Consider the following 18,224-nt stretch of genomic DNA (forward strand, 5'->3'; position numbering starts at 1 on the left):
GCAGAATCGACGAATGGCCACGACCGGAACCGTGACACTCGACGCCGCCCCGCCGACCGCCCCCGTCGACCACATGCCGCTCCACGGCAGGGAACCCGAACTGGCCCGCCTCGCCGGACTGCTCGACGCCGCCCGGCGGGGCCGCAGCGCCGCCCTGGTCGTCAGGGGCGAGGCCGGCCTCGGGAAGACCGCGCTGTTCGACCGGCTCGCCACCGACGCCGCACCGGACATGCGGGTCGTCCGGAGCGCGGGGATCGAGGCCGAGGCCGACCTCGGGTACGCCGGTCTCCACCTGCTGCTGCGCCCGATGCGGTCGAGGATCGACGACCTGCCCGAGGCACAGGCCGAGGCGTTGCACACCGCCCTCGGCCTGGCGTCGGGTGTCCCGGCGGACCGGCTCGCGGTCGGGCTCGCCGTCCTCACCCTCCTGGCGGAACTGGCCGAGGAACGCCCGGTCCTGTGCATCGTCGACGACGCGCACTGGCTCGACCACGAGACGGCGCAGGCCCTGCTGTTCGCGGCACGGCGCCTGGAGGCCGAGGGTGTCGTGCTGCTGTTCGGGGTGCGTGACCTCCACGCCCCGGAGTTCCCCGCCTCCGGTGTCGAGGAGATCGCCCTCACCGCGCTCTCCGACGCCGCCGCAGACGCGCTCCTCGCCGAGACTGCCCGGGACCTGCCCGAATACGTGCGGCACCAGATCAGACTCCAGAGTGGAGGCAATCCGCTGGCGCTACGGGAACTCGCCGTGGCGCAACGGGAGGGCCAGCTCACCGCCGACCCGTACGGTGTCGCGCCGCTGCCGACGCACTCCCGGATCGTCCGCACCTTCACCGACCGGATCACGGCCCTGCCACAGACCACAAGGGACGGACTGCTGGTGGCCGCCGCCGCCGGAGTCTGCGACGTCACCAAGATCCTCACCGCCGCCGCCGACCTCGGCGTCCAGGCGGGGGACCTGGCGATCGCCGAGCGACGTGAACTGGTGCGGCTCACCGCCGAACACTTCGAGTTCCGGCACCCCCTGATCCTCACGGCCGCCTACCAGTCCGCCACCCACGACCGGCGGATGGCGGCGCACAGGGCCCTCGCCGGCACCTTCGACGCAGAGGCCGACCTCGGCCGCCGGGCCTGGCACCTCGCCGCGGCCGCCACCGGCCCCGACGAGACGGTGGCGGCGGCCCTGGAAGCCGGCGCCGAACAGTCCAGGGAACGAGGCGGATACTCGGCCGTCTCGGTCGGCTACGAACGCGCCGGCCGGCTCAGTCCCGACCCCAGGGAGCGGGCCCGCCGCCTCACCGAGGCCGCCAAGGCCGCCCTTGACGCGGGACAACTCGACCGGGCGGCGCGACTCACCGACCAGTCGAGCCGGCAGCACCGCGACACCGTCACCTGCGCCGACCGGGCGATGGTCCAGGCGACCGCCGCCATGTGGCGGGGACACCCGATGGACGCGTACGAGACCTGGCGCGACACCGCGAGCGTCGTCGCCTCCGAGACCCCCGACCGGGCGAGCCACATGCTGTTCCACGCCGCCGAGGCGGCCTGGACCGCGGGACGGTTCACCCGGGTGCGGGAGGCCGCCGACCTGGCCGAACGCCTCGCACTGCCCCGAGCGCCGTGGGTCCGGGCGATGGCGAGGGTCGCCGCCGGGTTCAACGGCCACGCCGACGGATCCATGGCCGACGGTGTGGCGGCGCTGCGGGAACTGCTGGACGTCACCGAGCGGCGCGACCGGCTGCCACCGCAGGACGCGTCACGACAGGTGTGGTGGTACCTGATGCTCGGCGACCACGAACACGGCCGGACACTGGCGGAACGTCTGGTCGCCGAATGCCGCGCCACCGGCGCGGTGGGCGTGTTGCCCCGCGCGCTCGGCCTGCTGTCGAAGGCCCAGTTGTACGGCGGGCGGTTGCGCGACGCGGTGGCCACCGCCGACGAGGCGCTGGCGATCGCAGACCCCAGCACGGGTAGGAACCTGGTGTCGGTGGGGGTGCCGGTCGGCGTCAAGGCCACGGTCGCGGCCATGCGCGGTGACGAGGCGGAGGTCCGCCGGGTGTTGGACGACTCGGTCGCCGACGTCAAGTACGGCATCGTGGTCGTCGACGGCGCCCGGGCGCTGCGCGACATGAGTCTCGGCCGCTACGACGCCGTGGTGGAACGCCTGGTGGGGCTCACGTCGAGTGAGAACCCCATGGACGTCCTCCCGATGGTTCCCGACCTGGTGGAGGCCGCCGTCCGCACCGGCGACGTCACACCCGCGCTCGGCCCGTACGAGTGGTTCCGGTCCTACGCCGAGGCGACCGGTGCCGACGCGCCGATCGCCGTCGAGTTGCGGTGCCGGGCGTTGCTGGCGGGTGACGGCGAGGCCGAGGAACTGTTCCGGGCGGCGCTGGAGCGGCACCGCGTGGCGGGGCGGCCGTTCGAGCAGGCCCGCACCGAACTGCTGTACGGGGAGTGGCTGCGGCGGAACCGCAGGCGCGTGGACGCGCGGGTGCAGCTCCGGGCGGCGCTCACCGGCTTCGAGCGGCTCGGAGTGGCGCCGTGGGCCGACCGCGCCGTGAACGAGTTGCGGGCGGCCGGTGAGGGCCGGGCGCACCCGGCGGAGCCCGGCCGGCTGGAGCGGTTGACACCCCAGGAACTCCAGGTGGTGAGGTTGGCGGCCAAGGGCATGACCAACCGCGACATCGGCGGCCAGTTGTTCCTGAGCCCCCGCACCGTCGGCTACCACCTCTACAAGGCGTATCCCAAGCTCGGTGTGACCTCTCGGGGTGAACTCGTGTCCCTGGACCTCTCCGCGTGATGTGACCTACGCCACTTACGCGGGAAGTGGCGTAACGATCACTCTCGGTCGGCCGTTGGGTGGGGTGTGACGATGCTATATTCTAGTCAGTCTGGTCAGAGGCTCCGGCTGTTCGGAGGTTCCATCATGCACTGGCAGATACAAGAGGCCAAGGCACGCTTCAGTGAGGTACTGCGCGCCGCCGACGACGAGGGACCCCAGTACATCACCCGGCACGGCGAGGAATCCGCCGTGATCCTCTCCATACGGGAGTATCGCGAACTCAAGGGCATCCCCTCCTTCAAGGAGCTGCTGCGCGAACCTCCGTACGTCGACATCGAGAGCGACCTGTCCGACCTTCGCGCGGAGGTGTACGCACCCCGATTCCCCGAGGCGGATTACTGCGGTGAGTTATCTGGTCGACACCAACGTGATATCCGAACTCCGTAAGACACGACCGAGCCACCACGTCATGACGTGGTACGACCACGCGGGCGACGCAGAGCTCTTCTTCAGTGTGCTCACTCTCGCGGAACTGCGGGTATGGGAGCACCGGCTGCGACTCCGCGACGAACGCGCCGCCGATTCGTTGCGAAGCTGGCTGGCGCGGATGATCGAGTTCGACCACCGCCTATTGCCCGTCACCCGGGAGATATGCGAATTGTGGGCTCGAATGAACGTTCCCGACAGGCTCCCGATCATCGACGGATTCCTCGCCGCGACGGCCCGGTATCACGGCCTCACCGTCGTCACCGGCAACGTCAAGGACTTCGCCCGCACCGGCGTCCCCGTGCTCGACCCGTTCGCACCACGGTAGAACTCCCCCGGCGATGATCACGGCGGCCGATCCGCACACGGCCGGCCGCCGCTCCGCCACTGCGGCCCCACCCCGGGATCGCCACCGGAAACGGCCCGAAGGGACACCCTCGGTGTCTGATAACGGACACCCGGTCGCATAGCCCGCCATGCATGTGGCGCAACCGGTGCCGCGTAGTCTCGTAGGTGGGACCGATCACAACCGTTGCCATCGACAGGAGTGAATTGACTGTGTCCGGTGTACGAGTGCTAGTGGACGCCACCAGTGTTCCGGCCGATCGAGGCGGGGTCGGCCGCTACGTCGACGGCCTGCTCGCCGCCTTGGCCGACACCCCGGACGAGGTGGAACTCTTCGTCGTCTGCCAGCGCACCGACGCCGAACGCTACGTCGGACTCACCCCCGGCGCCGAGGTCGTCGCCGCCCCCGCCGCCGTGGCACACCGGCCCGCCCGGCTCGCATGGGAACAGACCGGCCTCCCCCTGCTGGCACAGCAACTCGGCGTCGAGGTGCTGCACTCGCCGTTCTACAGCTGCCCGCTCCGGGCCGGCTGCCCGGTCACCGTCACCATCCACGACGCCACCTTCTTCACCGAACGGGAACACTACGACCGGCACCGCGGCGCCTTCATGCGATCGGCCATCAAGACCTCGCTGCGGCGCGCCTCCCGCGTCATCGTCCCCTCCAAGGCCACCCGGGACGAACTCATCCGGCTGCTCGACGCCGACGCGCGCACCATGGACGTCGCCTACCACGGCGTCGACCCCAAGTCGTTCTACATCCCCAGCGACGCCGAACGCGCCAGGGTCGCCGCACGGCTCGGACTCGCCGACATCGGGTACATCGCCTTCCTGGGCGTCATGGAACCCCGCAAGAACGTCCCCAACCTGGTCCGCGGCTGGGTGGAGGCCGTCGCCGACCGCCCCGACCCGCCCGCGCTCGTGCTGGCCGGCGGCTCCGGACACGACGACGCCATCGACGAGGCGGTCGCGGAGGTCCCACCACACCTGAAGGTGGTCCGGCCCGGCTACCTGCGGTTCACCGACCTGCCCGGCTACCTCGGCGGCGCCCGGCTCGTCGCGTACCCGTCACACGGCGAGGGATTCGGGCTGCCCATCGTCGAGGCCATGGCCTGCGGCGCACCCGTCCTCACCACCCCCCGGCTGTCACTGCCGGAGGTCGGAGGCGACGCGGTCGCCTACACCGGCGAGGACCCGGGCGACATCGGCAGCGATCTGGCGGCACTGCTCGACGATGAGCAACGCCGCGCGAAACTGTCGCTTCTCGGCGTCGAACGCGCACGCGAGTTCACCTGGGCACACAGCGCCGCCGCCCACCTGGCGACCTGGCGTCGTGCGGCGGGCAAGTCGGCCTGAGCGCGGTCGCCACCGGTCGGCATACTGGGCCGCATGTTGTATGCGGTGATCCCTGCCGGTGGCAGTGGAACCAGGCTGTGGCCGCTGTCTCGCTCCTGGAACCCCAAGTTCCTGCACCCGTTGACGGGGAGTGAACACTCCCTGCTCCAGGCCACGACCGCGCGGTTGAACCCGCTGTCCGATCCGGATCACCAGTACGTCGTCACCGGCACCCGGCACGTCGCCGCAGTCACCCGGCAGCTTCCCCACGTACCCGAGGACAACATCCTCGTCGAACCGTCCCCCATGGACTCGGCGCCCGCCATCGCGCTGGCCGCCGCGGTGATCGCCGAACGCGAACCCGCCGCCATGATGGGCGCCTTCGCGGCCGACCACCTCATCGCCGACTCCGACGAGTTCGTCCGCACCGTCACCAACGCCATGGAGATGGCCGCCGACGGACTCCTCATGACCATCGGCATCACCCCGACCGGCCCCGAGACGGGATACGGCTATCTCAGGAGGGGCGAACCCCTCGCCCACGGCAACGTCCTCGCCGAATACCAGGAGAAACCCGACCACGTCGCCGCCGTCGAGTACGTCTCCAGCGGCGACTACCTGTGGAACGCCGGAATGTTCGTGTGGCGGGTGGACGCGTTCCTCGCCGAGCTCGACCGGCAACGCCCGGCCATGCACGACGCCGTGCGCCGCCTCGCCGCCGCCTGGCACGGCCCCGACCGCGAAACCCTGCTCGCCGAACTGTGGCCCCGGCTCGAACGGATCTCCGTCGACTACGCCGTCATGGAGGGCGCCGCGGCGGCGGGCAAGGTGGGGGTCGTCCCCGGCGACTTCGGATGGAACGACGTGGGCGACTACGACACGCTGGGTTCCGTCCTGCCCGGTGACGACGCCGGGAACGTCGTCATCCCGAACGAGAGCGGCGACGCCGACGTCGTCACCCTGGACGCCCGCCGCAACGTCGTCGTGGCGGCGTCCGGCCGCACCGTCGCCGCGGTCGGCGTCGACGACCTGGTCGTGGTCGACAGCGAGGACGCGGTCCTGGTCTGCGCGAGAGAACGCGCGCAGGACGTCAAACAGCTCGTGGACGAACTCAAGGCGCGGGGCCGCACCGGCCTGGTCTGACCTCCGGCCGGTTCGTAACGGGCAGGCCGCGAACAGTGCGCGGCTCGGCAACGAAGCGGCCGCGCACGGAACCGGGAGCGGTCCCGGGCACTCCGATCGGTAGCCCTCTACCGAAGGAGACCTCCATGAGACACAGGGGAACCGCCGTACTGCTGACCGCTCTCGGCGCGATCGTCCTGGCGGGATGCACGGGGACCGGGTCCACGGGCGGTGAGAACGCGGCCGTCGCCCCCGACTCCACCGACTCCGCGCCGGTGCCGACCGGTGAGGACGACGAGTCCACGTTCGCGGTCGACATCGACACCGCCTCGTACGAGTACGCCACGGAACAGATCCACAACGGACGACTACCCGACCCCGGTCTGGTGCGCCCCGAGGAGTTCGTCAACGCGTTCCGGCAGGACTACGCCGAACCCTCCGACCACGGTTTCAGCGTCACCGTGGACGGCACCCGCACTCCCGACTGGTACCGGCCCGCCGACTCGCCGAGTCACCTGTTGCGCGTCGGACTCCAGACCGCGTCGGAGTCGGCGGAGGACCGCGACGACGCCCACCTGACCTTCGTCATCGACGCCTCCGGCTCCATGGAACCGGAGAACCGGCTGCCACTCGTCAAGGAGTCGCTGCACCTGCTGATCGACCAACTACGGCCCGGTGACGCCGTCGGGATCGTCACCTACTCCGACACGGCGCAGGTCGTCACGGAACTCACCTCCGCCGAGGACAAGGCCGGCCTGCACGCGGCGGTGGACGCCATCGAGATCGGCGGTTCCACGAACCTCGCGGAAGGCCTGGCCGCGGGATACCGGGTCGCCTCCGACGGTTACCGCGCCGACGCCACCAACCGGGTGATCCTGTTGTCGGACGGGCTCGCCAACACCGGTGCCACCGAGTTCGAGCCCATCCTGGAACAGGCGCGGCAGGAGGCCGCCGAAGGCGTCGCGCTGCTGTGCGTGGGCGTCGGCATGGGCTACGGCGACCAGTTGATGGAACAGTTGGCCGACAACGGGGACGGCTTCGCGGTGTACTTCGCCACCGCGACCCGCGCCCGGGAACTGTTCGTCGACCAGTTGCCCGCCACGCTCGCCGTGCGGGCGAAGGACGCCAAGGTCCAGGTCACCTTCGACGAGACGACGGTGGAGAGCTACCGGCTCATCGGTTTCGAGAACCGCGCCGTGGCCGACGAGGACTTCACGAACGACTCCGTAGACGGCGGCGAAGTCGGTCCCGGTCACAGCGTCACGGCGCTGTACGCGGTGACGCTGCACGAGGGCGCCGAAGGCCCGGTCGCGACGGCGGAGGTGCGTTGGCTGCATCCCGAGACCGGGGAGGCCGACACCCGCAGTGGACGGATCGAGGTCACCACGGCCGACGTCGCCCCGGAGGCCGCCGACCCGAGACTGCGGGTGGACGTGGTGGCGGCCGGGTTCGCGGAGTGGCTGCGGCAGGACGAACGCGGCGCGGAGTTGGACATCCGGGCGCTCATCGCGCAGGCCGAGGCGCTGGCGGTCGCGACCGAGGACCCCGACGTGATCGCACTGGCGGAGGCCATGATCGCCGCCGCCGAGTTGGCGGGCTGACGGCCGGTCCCGGCGACGCGGCGCGGCGCGTCCGGCCCCGGCTCCCGGACGCGCGGTGACCCGGTGGCGGGGCGCCGGTGGACCGGCCCCCGGCACGGACTCGGGGGCCGCCACTCCTCCTCCCCATGGCGTCGAGCCTAGGTGTCGTCCCGGCCGGCTGTCGAGCACCGACCGCGCGACCTGTGGACGAACCACCGGTTGTGGAAAAACCATAGTGGACTAGTTCGGTGACGGTCGGTGCCGTCCTCCGGAGTAGTGGGCTATGGCCTCCAGAAGCGCGACGTCCGAAGGTGTCACCTTCGTCAGTTCGCAGATCCCGAACGCCTCGAGTCTGTCGTCCCACGCCCGGTGCTGGTCGGGCGATCCGAGCCCGTGGCGCGATGACAGCCGAAGGACCAGGAGCGGGCCGCTCCACGTCGACTCGACGGAGAACGCCTCGATCTGATCCCACGCGAACCTCGCCGTGATCGGCGGCGTGAACCTGGGCGCCGGGATGTGGACGGTGAGTCCGGCCTCGCTCAGTTCGATGTGCCGGAACCGGTCCAGGGGACCCAGTTGCCACAGGAGGAAGGCGATGACGCCCCCGCTCATCAGCGCGGGAATCCAGCCGACGGGTTCTTCGAAGTCCGCGGCCAACAGGAAGAAGAACCCCAGCAGGCATCCCGCGAGGACGGCGCCGATTTGCTCCCGGGTGTGGGACTGGGCCGCCCTGAACGACGACGTGTCACCGGTACCGACGGTGGCCGGGTCGGAGGGGGGCGCCGCCGGTGGACGGGTCGAACGGAACTGTCGATACGCGTAGTACGCGCCGACCGCACCGACGAGCACCCCCAGCGCCTGAAAAACCGTGTCCCACATGGAATCCAGGATGAGGCATCGGCGCCGTCCACGGGAGTCCCGGCCCCGCGCCGCCGGGAAACCCGGCCGCGCCGTCACCGGCGCAGTAGGAACCGTCCCGGATCGCGGTCCGGTCGTGGGCGCGGCTCCGACGCCGGATGCCCCACCGCCACCGCGCCCATCGGATGCCAGTCGTCCGGCAGCCCCAACTCCCTCCTGACGACACCGGGGCAGAACATCGTCGAGGACACCCAGCAGGCCCCCAGTCCCTCGGCGGCCAGCGACACCAGAAGGTTCTGTACCCCCGCGCCCATCGCGACCTGGAACATGGTGCGTTCGGCGTCGCGGCGGCGGTCGTCCGGGTAGTCGTGCGCGGCGTCGGCCACCAGGACCGGGACGAGCAGTTCGGTGGCCCGCCACAGCACGTCGCCGCGTGACAGGCGCCGCGAGATCGCGTCCTCGGTGAAGCCGTCGGCGGTCAGGTCCGCCCGCCACGCCTCCCGCATCGCCGTGAGCAGGCGTTCCCGCGCGTCCACGACGTGCACGAACCGCCACGGCTCCGAATGGTGCGGCGCGGGGGCCGTCACCGCCGCCGCGACCGCCCTCGACAACGCCGCCGGATCGACCGGCGCACCGGTGAACTCCCGGACGGTGCGTCGCAAGCCGACCGCCTCCCGCCGCCCCAGTTCCCGTGCCTCGGCGGTGCCCAGCGCGAACATGTCCTCCTCGACCGGTCGGACGAGCGCCACCGCCCCGGGGCCGTCCACGCCGTCGGCGAACGGCAGGCCCCGCAACACCGCCACGGGCGTTCCCGAGGTCTTGCCCTTCACCAGGTCGGCCGCCGCGGCCACCTCGTCGGCGATCGCCGTCACCGTCACCCCCAGCGGATTGCCGTGGGTGTCGGTGCCGCCCCGCAGATCGAGGACGGGCGACATGCCCGCGACCCCGATCGCGGCGTCGGTCTGCCCGACGCGCCATGCCCGGCCCAGCGTGTCGGTGACCACGACGGCGACGTCGACGCCCAACAGTGACCGCAGCGCACCGCGCAGCCGACGCGCAGAGTCGTCGGGGTTCTTGGGAAGCAACACCACCCGTCCCGGCTCCACGTTGGACGCGTCCACGCCCGCGGCGGCCGCCACCAGGCCGTGCGCGTTGCGGACGATGCGGGTGGGGCCCCGGCGGGCCACCACGGTCTCGGTCTCGGCGTCGATGGCGGCCTCACGGTCGCCGTCGAAGTACCGGCCCTCGGCCTTGCTGACGATCTTGCTGGTCACGGCCACGACGTCACCGTCGGCCAGCCAGGGCGCGGCCTCGGCGAGGATCGCGGCGAGGTCGTCACCGGGCAGCACCTCGCCGATCCCGGTGACCGGTATCAACTGGACGGTCACGCCGTGATCCCCACCAGGTCGAGGCCGCGCCGCACCATGGCCTCGGTCGCCTCGGGAGACGACATCCACAGTGGTCCCGCCGACACCGCGACCCCGTCCACGGTGGTCTGGGCGTCCTCGTCGTCGACCAGCCAGCCGTCCAGCACCCCGTCGTCCCGGCGGGAGCCGTACATGCGGCCGACGCCCTGCGCCGTCACGGGCACGTCGAGCGCGGCGAGGCACTTGTCCGCCATCCCGCGCACCGGCGCCCCGCCGATGATCGGCGACACCCCCACGACGGGGGCGGCGGTGGCGCGGACGGCCTCCCGCACCCCTGGAACCGCCAGGATCGGCGCGATGCTCACGACCGGGTTGCTGGGCGCCAGCAGGACGACGTCCGCGGCGGCGACCGCCTCGGTGACACCGGGCGCCGGGCGCGCCTGGGCCGCACCGGTGAACACGAACCGCCGGGCCGGCAGCTCGCCCCGGTGCCTCACCCACCACTCCTGGAAGTGGATCGCTTGCGGGCCGGAGTCTCCGTCCACGACGACGTGGGTCTCCACCCGGTCGTCCGACATGGGCAGCAGCCGCACGCCCGGCTTCCAGCGGGCGCACAGCGCCTCGGTCACGGCCGACAACGGGTACCCGGCGTCCGTCATGCGGGTGCGCATCAGGTGGGTGGCGATGTCCTTGTCGCCGAGCGAGAACCACCGCCCCTCGGCGTCGTACGCGGCCAGCTCGTCGCGGACCGTCCAGGTCTCCCCGGCACGTCCCCAGCCCCGTTCCGGGTCGGCGCCGCCGCCGAGCGTGTACATGACGCTGTCGAGGTCGGGGCAGATCCGCAGCCCGTGCAGTGTCAGATCGTCACCGGTGTTGACGATCGCGGTAACCTCAGCGGGCAGCCGCCGTACCCCTTCCAGGAAACGCGCGCCACCGATGCCCCCGACGAGTACGACGATTCGCATCCGCTCATCCTCGCCTACCCGTCCGCGTCGCCGACAGAAAGGTGCCAGGTGTTCGCCACGCCACACGAGACCGACCGGTTCCGCCGTCCCGCCGCGGTGATACTCCTGGCGGCGGCAGGGGTCTTCACGCTCGTCGCCCTGTCGCAGCTGTTCTTCGGGACGGGCGTCGATCCACGGGACTCACTCGGTTCCCGGGCGGCCGGATTCGGGTTCACCGACCGCGCCCACGCCACCCTGTTCGGTGTGATCCCGCTGGCGCTGCCGCTGCTGGCCGGCCTGTTGTGGCCACGGCAGGCGATCCGGCTCGTCGCGGCGGTCCAGTACCTCGTGATGCTGGCGACGGGCGCCCTCATCGCGGTGACGGCCTTCGGTTTCGGTCTCGACGCGGGCGGGCAGCAGCGGAGCATGGGCGCGGGCGTGTTCATCGACGACCGGTTCGCCGTGGAACAGCTCGTGCTTGACGTGACCGTGCTGGTGCTCGCCGGTCTCGCCATGGCGGTAATGGTCCGGGCTTATCGGCGTGACAGGGCGGCTGCGCAACGGTTACGCTCGTGCACTACTGTCCGTCATTGACCGGTGTCCCATCGGTGCGGGCAGCGGGGCGGAAAAAAATAGTTGTGCCCAATACCAGGTTTGGCATGACAAAACGGGTATTACACGCTTGTAATTTACCTGTGAGGTTATCGGCGGCGACATGGGTCGTCACCGCCACTTCACCGAACGGTCCGGCAGCGCGGTCGGCGGAAGACCGCGCCGGGCCACGTCAGTGGGGGCTTCGCGCCGGTCGCGAGACCGGTGCGTCAATGAGGAGGCGGACGTACATGGACGGCCAAGATTTCCTGGCCGATCTTTTGGGACACGTCCCCGAGTGGCAGGAGCGCGCACTGTGCGCGCAGACTGACCCGGAGGCGTTCTTCCCGGAAAAAGGGGGGTCGACAAGGGAGGCCAAACGGATCTGCACGAGGTGCGAGGTCAAGGCCCAGTGCCTTGAGTTCGCGCTCGCGCACGACGAGCGGTTCGGAATCTGGGGTGGATTGTCCGAACGCGAACGCCGGAAGGTGAAACGCGAGGCGAGGGAGGCGGCGCGGCTGGCGGCGGAGGCCGTCGTGATCCCGATGCCCGCGCGGATCGACGCGACGGAGAGTCTGGAACCGGCGCGGGACGGCGAGGCCGTCCCGGCGGCGGCCTGATCCGGGGCCACGCCCGCAGTGGCCGCACCACCGACCCCGTCCGGAATGCGGGCGGCCCGGTCACGGGCCGACGGGGCGGAACGCCGTCAGTCGGCGTCCGGGTCGATCTCTCCGGGATCGACTCCGAGCAGATTGGCGACCTGTTCGACGATCACGCTGCGCACCAGCGACGCCAGTTCCTCGGCGCCGTGGGCCCGCAGTTCGAGAGGACGCCGGTACACCACGATGCGTGGCTGTGGCCCGCCCGTGCCCGGCTGGGCCGGCAGCAGCCGCGCCAACGGGACCTGACGGTCCTCCAACACGTCGGTGTCGTAGGCGTTGACCTCGCCGGGAACGTCCTCGACGGCGAACTCGACGCCACGCAGCCGGGAACCGGGGAACCGGTCGCCGTCGTCGACGAAACGTTCGATGGCCTCGACGCTCTCGAGCACCATCTCGTCGAAGCTCTGCGCCCTGGTGCGCGACATGGGTACGGTGACCGGCACCAGCCGGCCTCGCAAGCCGCGTCCGCGGCGATCCCTATGACGCACGCGGACTAGCGTAGGGGAGCGGCCGACACAGCTGACGCATACCGGTCGCTTGGAGTGTCATGACACCACTGGAGGTGGTCGATATGGTCGAACCGACCGGCTCGCAACCCCTCCCGCCGCGCCGGTACCGGCGTGTCGGGGACATAACCGCTACCGGCCGCGCGCCGCGAACGATAGCGTTCCGCCCGTGAGATCGCATCGACGTTGTTCGCGCAACGGCTGCCGGCAGGGTGCGGTGGCCACGTTGACGTATGTCTACATCGATTCCACCGCCGTGGTCGGACCGTTGTCGACCACTCAGGAGCCGCACACGTACGACCTGTGCGAGGAGCACGCTCGCAAGCTGACCGCCCCGCGCGGATGGCAACTGGTCCGGCACGTGGAGGACTACGCCACCCCGATGCCGTCGGGCGACGACCTGCTGGCGTTGGCCGACGCGGTCCGTGAGGCGGCCCGTGCGAAACCGGAGCCCGCGGTGGAGCCCCCGCCGATGACGCCGCGCCGCCCCACCGGTCCCAGTGACCGTTCCTCACCCGGCAGGCCGCATCTGCGGGTGGTCAGCGATCACACCAAGACGTTCCCCGAACCGGGCTGACCCGGCCGCGATGCGGCGCGCGGCTCGGCCGGGCGCGTGACCGGCACGGTTCTTTCGGTAGGCTCTGCGGCGGCGACGTCACAGATTCGAAAGGGGCGCTACCGGTGCCGGAACTGAACGAGATCGTCAAGGCGTACGACATCAGGGGGCTGGTGCCGGGGCAGTGGGACGAGACGGTCGCGGCCGCACTCGGGGCGGCGTTCGTGTCGGTGACCGGGCAGGACCGGATCGTGGTCGCCCGTGACATGCGCGAGAGCGGCGTCGGGCTCGCCCGCGCGTTCGCCGAGGCGGCCGCCGCCGCGGGCGCCGAGGTCGTGGACGCCGGGCTGTGCTCCACCGACGAGATGTACTTCGTCTCGGGCCGGTACGACATGGCGGGCGCCATGTTCACCGCCAGCCACAACCCGGCCGCGTACAACGGCATCAAGCTCTGCCTGCCCGGTGCCCGCCCGATCAGTCTCGACAGTGGGCTGGCGGCGATCCGGGACACCGCCCGGGACATCCTGAACGGGGTCCCGGCGCCGGAGGCGGAGAAGCCCAGCGAGGTCACCGCCCGCGACTTCCTCACCGAGTACGCCGATTACCTGCACGGCCTGGTGGACGTCACCACGGCCCGGCCGTTGAAGGTCGTCGTGGACGCGGGCAACGGCATGGCAGGGCACACGGTGCCGGCGGTGCTGGGCCGTGACACCCCCTTCGAGATCGTGCCGATGTACTTCGAGCTCGACGGCGAGTTCCCCAACCACGAGGCCAACCCGCTCGAACCGGCGAACCTGGTGGACCTGCAGGCCAGGGTGCGCGAGACCGGCGCCGACATCGGACTCGCCTTCGACGGCGACGCCGACCGGTGCTTCGTCGTCGACGAACGCGGCGAACCGGTGTCCCCGAGCGCGGTCACGGCACTGGTCGCGGAGGCGCAACTGGCCGCGCACCCGGGCGCCGTGATCATCTACAACCTGATCACGTCCAAGAGCGTGCCCGAGATCGTCACCGAACACGGTGGGACCGCGATCCGCACCCGCGTCGGCCACTCGTTCATCAAGGCCCGCATGGCCGAACACGACGCGGTGTTCGGCGGTGAGCACTCCGCCCACTACTACTTCAAGGACTTCTGGTTCGCCGACACCGGGATGCTCGCCGCGATGTACGTGCTGGCGGCGCTCGGACGCACCGACCTGCCGCTGTCGGAGCTGGTCGCCGGGTACGGGCGTTACGTGGCCTCCGGCGAGATCAACTCGACCGTGGACGACCAGGGCGGCACGATCGCCGAGATCGCCGCCCACTACGCGACCGTCGCCGGTGCCGAACTGGACCAGCTCGACGGCCTCACCGTGTCCATGCCGGACGGTGACTGGTTCAACCTGCGGCCGTCCAACACCGAGCCGTTGTTGCGGCTCAACGTGGAAGCCGCCACCTCCGAGCGCATGGCACAGCTGCGCGACGAGGTTCTCGACCGTATCCGTCGTTAGGAGAGGCAAACCCGATGCCACTGGACGCCACACTGCTGGAAGTTCTGGCGTGTCCCGACACTCACCACGCGCCGCTGGACTACGACGCCGGCGCGCAGACCCTGACCTGTACCGAGTGCCGCCGGGTCTTCCGCATCGACGACGGGATCCCGGTCCTGCTGCTGGACGAGGCGACCCGGTCCGGTGACGTGGGCGAGGCCGGCGCATGACCGTTCCCTCCGACCGTTCGGCCGCCGCGGGCGACCGGCACGCCGACCCCGCCCGGATCGACTCGGCGGAGGCGCTGGCGGCCGGCGACCCGAGCGGCGCGCTGCGCGCCGTCGCCGCCGCGGGTCCGCAACTGCGGGAGGCCGCCGCGCTCGCCGCCGAGGCGGACCTGGCGTCACTGGCGGACGGGGGACGTCCCCGGGCCGTCGTGGTCGCCGGGGTGGGCACCGCCGCCCGCACCGGCGACATCCTCGCCACCGTCGCGGGACCGCACTGCCCGGTCCCCGTGTTGGCGCACCGCAGCGCGGGCGTCCCGGGCTGGGTGGGCGCCGCCGACGTCGTCATCGCCGTCTCGGCGTCCGGCCGCAGCCCGGAGGCGTTGGCCGCCGCCGAGGCCGGTGGCCGGCGCGGCGCCCGGGTCGTCGCCATCGGGCCGCCCGACTCACCGTTGGAGTCGGTGGCGGCGCGCGCCCGCGCCCCGTACATCGCGGTTCCCCGCCGCGCCCCCGCCCGGATGAGCCTGTGGGCGTTGACGGTCCCGGTGCTGCTGGCGGGGCGTGCCTGCGGGATGGTGCGCATCGCCGAGGCCGACATCGCCGAGACCGCGACCCGCCTGGACGTCGACGCCGAACGCTGCAAGCCCGGCAACGACTCGTTCGTGAACCCGGCGAAGTCGATGGCGCTGGACCTGGCGTGCGCGATCCCCGTCGTGTGGGGTGGGACGCCGCTGGCCGGGATCGCCGCCCGCCGGTTCGGGGACATGCTGGCCGCCAACGCCCGCTACCCGGTGCTGGCCGGGGAACTGGGTGAGGTAGGTCGTGGCCGGGTCGGTCTGCTCGACGGCGTCTTCGGTTCGCTGGCCGAGGGCGAACGGGACATCTTCGCCGACCCCGACGACGACTCCGAGGGCACCCGGCTGCGGATCGTGCTGTTGCGCGACGACGGCCTCGACGGCGACGACACCGCGCCGCCACCCGACACCCGACGCGCCGACGCGGTCGCCGAACTGGCCGAGCGACGCGGCATCCGGCTGGACATCCTGTCGGCCGAGGGCGGTTGCGCGCTCGAAAGACTGGCGTCGCTGATCGCCGTCCCCGACTTCGCGTCGGTGTACCTGGCGATGGCGCACGGCCTCGACCCGATGTCGGTACCGGCGGTCGGTGAGATGAAGGAGTACCTGGCGCGCACCTCCACCTAAGAGGCTGTCGTCGAACCTGCTGTTCTACTGCGCGACGACCGGTCGGCGCCTCGCGGCGTTGTCGAAGGGTCCTGCGTACAACACCGGTACGCACGGACCTTCTAAGGCATTGCGCCCTCCGCCTTGCGATCCACTCGACCGGACCGCCGCTCGTCACGAACGAGGTTCAAAGACAGCCTCTGACGCCCCGGCCCGCCGCCGATCCGCCGCTCCCCTGTGGCGGGCGGGGCGGGTGTAGGCTCACTCACCGCCGTGACCGGAAACGGTCGGGCGCGTGACCGTCCGTCGCGCGTGCGGTCGCGGCGCCGACGGACCCGGACGCCCGGGCCGAGCCGAGTGGGAGAACACGTACATGAGCACCGAAGGCGGAACGAAGGCGGTCGTCGCCGCCCTGCTTGCCAACCTGGGCATCGCCGTCACCAAACTGCTGGCCTGGGTCCTGACCCACTCGTCGTCCATGTTGGCCGAGTCGATCCACTCGCTGGCGGACTCCGGGAACCAGGCGCTGCTGTTGTTGGGCGGCAAACGGGCCAAGCGCGGCGCCACCCCACAGCACCCGTTCGGTTTCGGCAGGGAACGGTACATCTACGCGTTCATCGTGTCCATCGTGCTGTTCAGCGTCGGCGGGCTTTTCGCGTGCTACGAGGGCTACCACAAGATCGAGGAGACCCTCGCGGGACACCCGAACACGCTGCTGGAGTCGCAGTGGTGGTGGGTGCCGATCGCGGTTCTGGTCGTCGCGATCGGACTGGAGACCGCGTCGTTCCGGACCGCCATCAGGGAGTCCCGCATCGCCAAGGGCAAGGCGAGTTGGACGGAGTTCGTCCGTCGCGCCAAGGCGCCCGAGCTGCCCGTCGTGCTGCTGGAGGACCTGGCGGCGCTGCTGGGCCTGATCCTGGCGCTGTGCGGTGTCGGCCTGACCCTGCTGACCGGCAACGCCCTGTTCGACGGCGGTTTCACCTTGGCGATCGGTGTCCTGCTGGTCGTGGTCGCGATCGTCCTGGCCGTCGAGACAAAGAGCCTGCTGCTGGGCGAGGCCGCGTCCCCGGAGCACATCGCCGCGATCGAGGAGGCGATCTCCCGCACCGAGCACGTCGACCGGATCATCCACATGAAGACCCTCCACCTGGGTCCGGAGGAGCTGCTGGTCGCGGCGAAGATCGCAGTCGCCGCCGAGGACAACGCCGACAAGGTCACCGCCGCCATCAACAACGCCGAGGCGGGGATCCGCAAGGCGGTCCCCATCGCGCGGTCGATCTACCTGGAACCCGACATCTACCGGCCGCGCACCGACGAGACCGCCACACCGTAAACCGCCGGCCCTCTCGTACCGGGCGGGACTATCGTTCGCGCGGGACCACCACGGACGAAGGAGCACGGATTGCGCGAGCGGGGCGTGGACTGGCAGTACGGCGAACTGTCGGCGGCGGTGTACGAGCTGGACAAACCGGTGGGCAGGTCGCTGCACGGCGACATCGAGTTCTACACCCGGAAGCCGGCCGGTGTGGCCGGCGAGGTGCTGGAACCCGCCGTGGGCACCGGCAGGATGCTGATACCACTGCTGGCGGCCGGTCTCGACGTCGTCGGCTACGACACCTCCACGTACATGCTCGACATCTGCCGGCGAACCTGGCGTCGGCCGGTCGTACCGCCGAACTCGCGGTCGCGGACATGCTGGAGTACCGGCGACCCGGCAGGTTCGAGGCGGCGATCCTGCCGACCGGTTCGATCATCCTGCTGCCGGACCGGGAGGCCGTGGTCACGGCACTGGGCAACCTCCACGACAGCCTGCGGCCCGGCGGAGTGCTGTACGTCGACGTGCCCGCGCCCCGGCTGTCCACCGACACCGGGCCGCTGCGGCGCTACTGGAACGGCGACTCGGAACTGCTGACCCTCCAGAACATGCACACCGACGTCGACGCCGCCGCCCAGCGGGTCACGACGTGGCTGCGGTACGAACGGTGGCGGGACGGCCGGTTGACCGACACTCGGCTCCAGATCGGCGGCATGTTGTGGTTCGGCATGGCCGAGTTCACCGATCTGTTGCGGCGAGCCGGTTTCGGTGACGTCACCGTCTACGGCGACTACGGTGACGACGCCCCGGAGGCCGAGTCCGGCATGTGGACCTTCGAGGCGCGCCGCGCCGAGTGACCCCCGGCGGCGTCGGGGTCATCCCTCATTTCCCCCCGGCTCGG

The 18,224-nt window shown here is 71.1% G+C and carries 17 protein-coding genes and 1 pseudogene; 14 read left to right on the forward strand and 4 right to left on the reverse strand.

What is annotated here, in order from left to right:
- Nucleotides 1-13: 13 nt before the first annotated feature.
- From LX16_RS22310 to LX16_RS22335, 6 genes are all read left to right on the forward strand, one after another.
- On the forward strand, nt 14-2,800 hold the full coding sequence (locus LX16_RS22310) for a helix-turn-helix transcriptional regulator (RefSeq protein WP_211354694.1): 2,787 nt from the start codon (nt 14-16) through the stop codon (nt 2,798-2,800).
- 126 nt (nt 2,801-2,926) lie between these two features.
- Entirely contained in the window at nt 2,927-3,229 is a 303-nt protein-coding gene (locus LX16_RS22315) for a type II toxin-antitoxin system Phd/YefM family antitoxin (protein ID WP_147142784.1), read from the forward strand.
- Nucleotides 3,186-3,596 carry a type II toxin-antitoxin system VapC family toxin gene (locus LX16_RS22320; RefSeq protein WP_147142787.1) on the forward strand — a complete coding sequence of 137 codons (411 nt, stop codon included), beginning with the start codon at nt 3,186-3,188 and terminating at the stop codon, nt 3,594-3,596. The genes LX16_RS22315 and LX16_RS22320 overlap by 44 nt, the downstream gene beginning before the upstream one ends.
- 245 nt (nt 3,597-3,841) lie before the next feature.
- Nucleotides 3,842-4,969 (forward strand): glycosyltransferase, encoded by a 1,128-nt coding sequence (locus tag LX16_RS22325; RefSeq protein WP_147143004.1) that lies wholly within the window; start codon nt 3,842-3,844, stop codon nt 4,967-4,969.
- Nucleotides 4,970-5,002: 33 nt separating this feature from the next.
- Nucleotides 5,003-6,091 (forward strand): mannose-1-phosphate guanylyltransferase, encoded by a 1,089-nt coding sequence (locus tag LX16_RS22330; protein ID WP_147142790.1) that lies wholly within the window; start codon nt 5,003-5,005, stop codon nt 6,089-6,091.
- 125 nt (nt 6,092-6,216) lie between these two features.
- A complete protein-coding gene (locus LX16_RS22335) occupies nt 6,217-7,671 on the forward strand; it encodes a vWA domain-containing protein (protein WP_147142793.1) in 1,455 nt (484 codons plus the stop codon).
- 219 nt (nt 7,672-7,890) lie between these two features.
- Here LX16_RS22335 and LX16_RS22340 read toward each other — a convergent pair whose 3' ends face one another.
- The 3 genes from LX16_RS22340 to cofD all read right to left on the reverse strand — a co-directional run bounded on the left by LX16_RS22340 (nt 7,891) and on the right by cofD (nt 10,840).
- Complete coding sequence (locus tag LX16_RS22340) at nt 7,891-8,529, reverse strand: hypothetical protein (RefSeq protein WP_147142796.1); 639 nt, start codon at nt 8,527-8,529, stop codon at nt 7,891-7,893.
- A 74-nt stretch (nt 8,530-8,603) separates the two neighbouring features.
- A complete protein-coding gene (locus LX16_RS22345; protein WP_147142799.1) occupies nt 8,604-9,896 on the reverse strand; it encodes a coenzyme F420-0:L-glutamate ligase in 1,293 nt (430 codons plus the stop codon).
- On the reverse strand, nt 9,893-10,840 hold the full coding sequence (cofD, locus tag LX16_RS22350) for a 2-phospho-L-lactate transferase (protein ID WP_147142803.1): 948 nt from the start codon (nt 10,838-10,840) through the stop codon (nt 9,893-9,895). Before cofD ends, LX16_RS22345 begins: the two co-directional genes overlap by 4 nt.
- Before the next feature lie 48 nt (nt 10,841-10,888).
- On the opposite strand from cofD, the gene LX16_RS22355 reads away from it, so the two are divergent.
- Nucleotides 10,889-11,413, forward strand: coding sequence for a hypothetical protein (locus tag LX16_RS22355; RefSeq protein WP_147142805.1), 525 nt, complete (start codon nt 10,889-10,891; stop codon nt 11,411-11,413).
- A gap of 248 nt (nt 11,414-11,661) precedes the next feature.
- Nucleotides 11,662-11,913 (forward strand): annotated as a pseudogene (locus LX16_RS22360) (WhiB family transcriptional regulator); the annotation flags it as partial.
- Nucleotides 11,914-12,116: 203 nt separating this feature from the next.
- Here LX16_RS22360 and LX16_RS22365 read toward each other — a convergent pair.
- Nucleotides 12,117-12,497: a metallopeptidase family protein gene (locus tag LX16_RS22365; RefSeq protein ID WP_147142808.1), complete on the reverse strand. Its 381-nt coding sequence runs from the start codon at nt 12,495-12,497 to the stop codon at nt 12,117-12,119.
- 250 nt (nt 12,498-12,747) lie between these two features.
- Here LX16_RS22365 and LX16_RS22370 point away from each other — a divergent pair, with 250 nt between their 5' ends.
- The 6 genes from LX16_RS22370 to LX16_RS27265 all read left to right on the forward strand — a co-directional run bounded on the left by LX16_RS22370 (nt 12,748) and on the right by LX16_RS27265 (nt 18,180).
- Entirely contained in the window at nt 12,748-13,155 is a 408-nt protein-coding gene (locus LX16_RS22370; protein WP_147142810.1) for a DUF3499 domain-containing protein, read from the forward strand.
- Between the two features lie 104 nt (nt 13,156-13,259).
- Nucleotides 13,260-14,624 carry a phosphomannomutase/phosphoglucomutase gene (locus LX16_RS22375; RefSeq protein ID WP_147142812.1) on the forward strand — a complete coding sequence of 455 codons (1,365 nt, stop codon included), beginning with the start codon at nt 13,260-13,262 and terminating at the stop codon, nt 14,622-14,624.
- Between the two features lie 14 nt (nt 14,625-14,638).
- On the forward strand, nt 14,639-14,833 hold the full coding sequence (locus LX16_RS22380; protein ID WP_147142815.1) for a Trm112 family protein: 195 nt from the start codon (nt 14,639-14,641) through the stop codon (nt 14,831-14,833).
- Nucleotides 14,830-16,029: an SIS domain-containing protein gene (locus LX16_RS22385; protein ID WP_147142818.1), complete on the forward strand. Its 1,200-nt coding sequence runs from the start codon at nt 14,830-14,832 to the stop codon at nt 16,027-16,029. The genes LX16_RS22380 and LX16_RS22385 overlap by 4 nt, the downstream gene beginning before the upstream one ends.
- Nucleotides 16,030-16,381: 352 nt before the next feature.
- Nucleotides 16,382-17,341 (forward strand): cation diffusion facilitator family transporter, encoded by a 960-nt coding sequence (locus tag LX16_RS22390; protein WP_147142821.1) that lies wholly within the window; start codon nt 16,382-16,384, stop codon nt 17,339-17,341.
- Between the two features lie 359 nt (nt 17,342-17,700).
- Entirely contained in the window at nt 17,701-18,180 is a 480-nt protein-coding gene (locus tag LX16_RS27265) for a hypothetical protein (RefSeq protein WP_211354697.1), read from the forward strand.
- The last annotated feature ends 44 nt before the right edge of the window (nt 18,181-18,224 follow it).

It is taken from the genome of Stackebrandtia albiflava (assembly GCF_007994225.1).
GTDB classification, from domain to species: Bacteria; Actinomycetota; Actinomycetes; order Mycobacteriales; family Micromonosporaceae; genus Stackebrandtia; species Stackebrandtia albiflava.

What these genes read in the sequence shown, in the direction of transcription:
- LX16_RS22310 (WP_211354694.1), top strand. Translation starts at nt 14, where the DNA reads ATGGCCACGACCGGAACCGTGACACTCGACGCCGCCCCGCCGACCGCC.
- LX16_RS22315 (WP_147142784.1), top strand. Translation starts at nt 2,927, where the DNA reads ATGCACTGGCAGATACAAGAGGCCAAGGCACGCTTCAGTGAGGTACTG.
- LX16_RS22330 (WP_147142790.1), top strand. Translation starts at nt 5,003, where the DNA reads ATGTTGTATGCGGTGATCCCTGCCGGTGGCAGTGGAACCAGGCTGTGG.
- LX16_RS22335 (WP_147142793.1), top strand. Translation starts at nt 6,217, where the DNA reads ATGAGACACAGGGGAACCGCCGTACTGCTGACCGCTCTCGGCGCGATC.
- LX16_RS22340 (WP_147142796.1), bottom strand. Translation starts at nt 8,529, where the DNA reads ATGTGGGACACGGTTTTTCAGGCGCTGGGGGTGCTCGTCGGTGCGGTC.
- cofD (WP_147142803.1), bottom strand. Translation starts at nt 10,840, where the DNA reads ATGCGAATCGTCGTACTCGTCGGGGGCATCGGTGGCGCGCGTTTCCTG.
- LX16_RS22365 (WP_147142808.1), bottom strand. Translation starts at nt 12,497, where the DNA reads ATGTCGCGCACCAGGGCGCAGAGCTTCGACGAGATGGTGCTCGAGAGC.
- LX16_RS22380 (WP_147142815.1), top strand. Translation starts at nt 14,639, where the DNA reads ATGCCACTGGACGCCACACTGCTGGAAGTTCTGGCGTGTCCCGACACT.
- LX16_RS22385 (WP_147142818.1), top strand. Translation starts at nt 14,830, where the DNA reads ATGACCGTTCCCTCCGACCGTTCGGCCGCCGCGGGCGACCGGCACGCC.
- LX16_RS22390 (WP_147142821.1), top strand. Translation starts at nt 16,382, where the DNA reads ATGAGCACCGAAGGCGGAACGAAGGCGGTCGTCGCCGCCCTGCTTGCC.
- LX16_RS27265 (WP_211354697.1), top strand. Translation starts at nt 17,701, where the DNA reads ATGCTGGAGTACCGGCGACCCGGCAGGTTCGAGGCGGCGATCCTGCCG.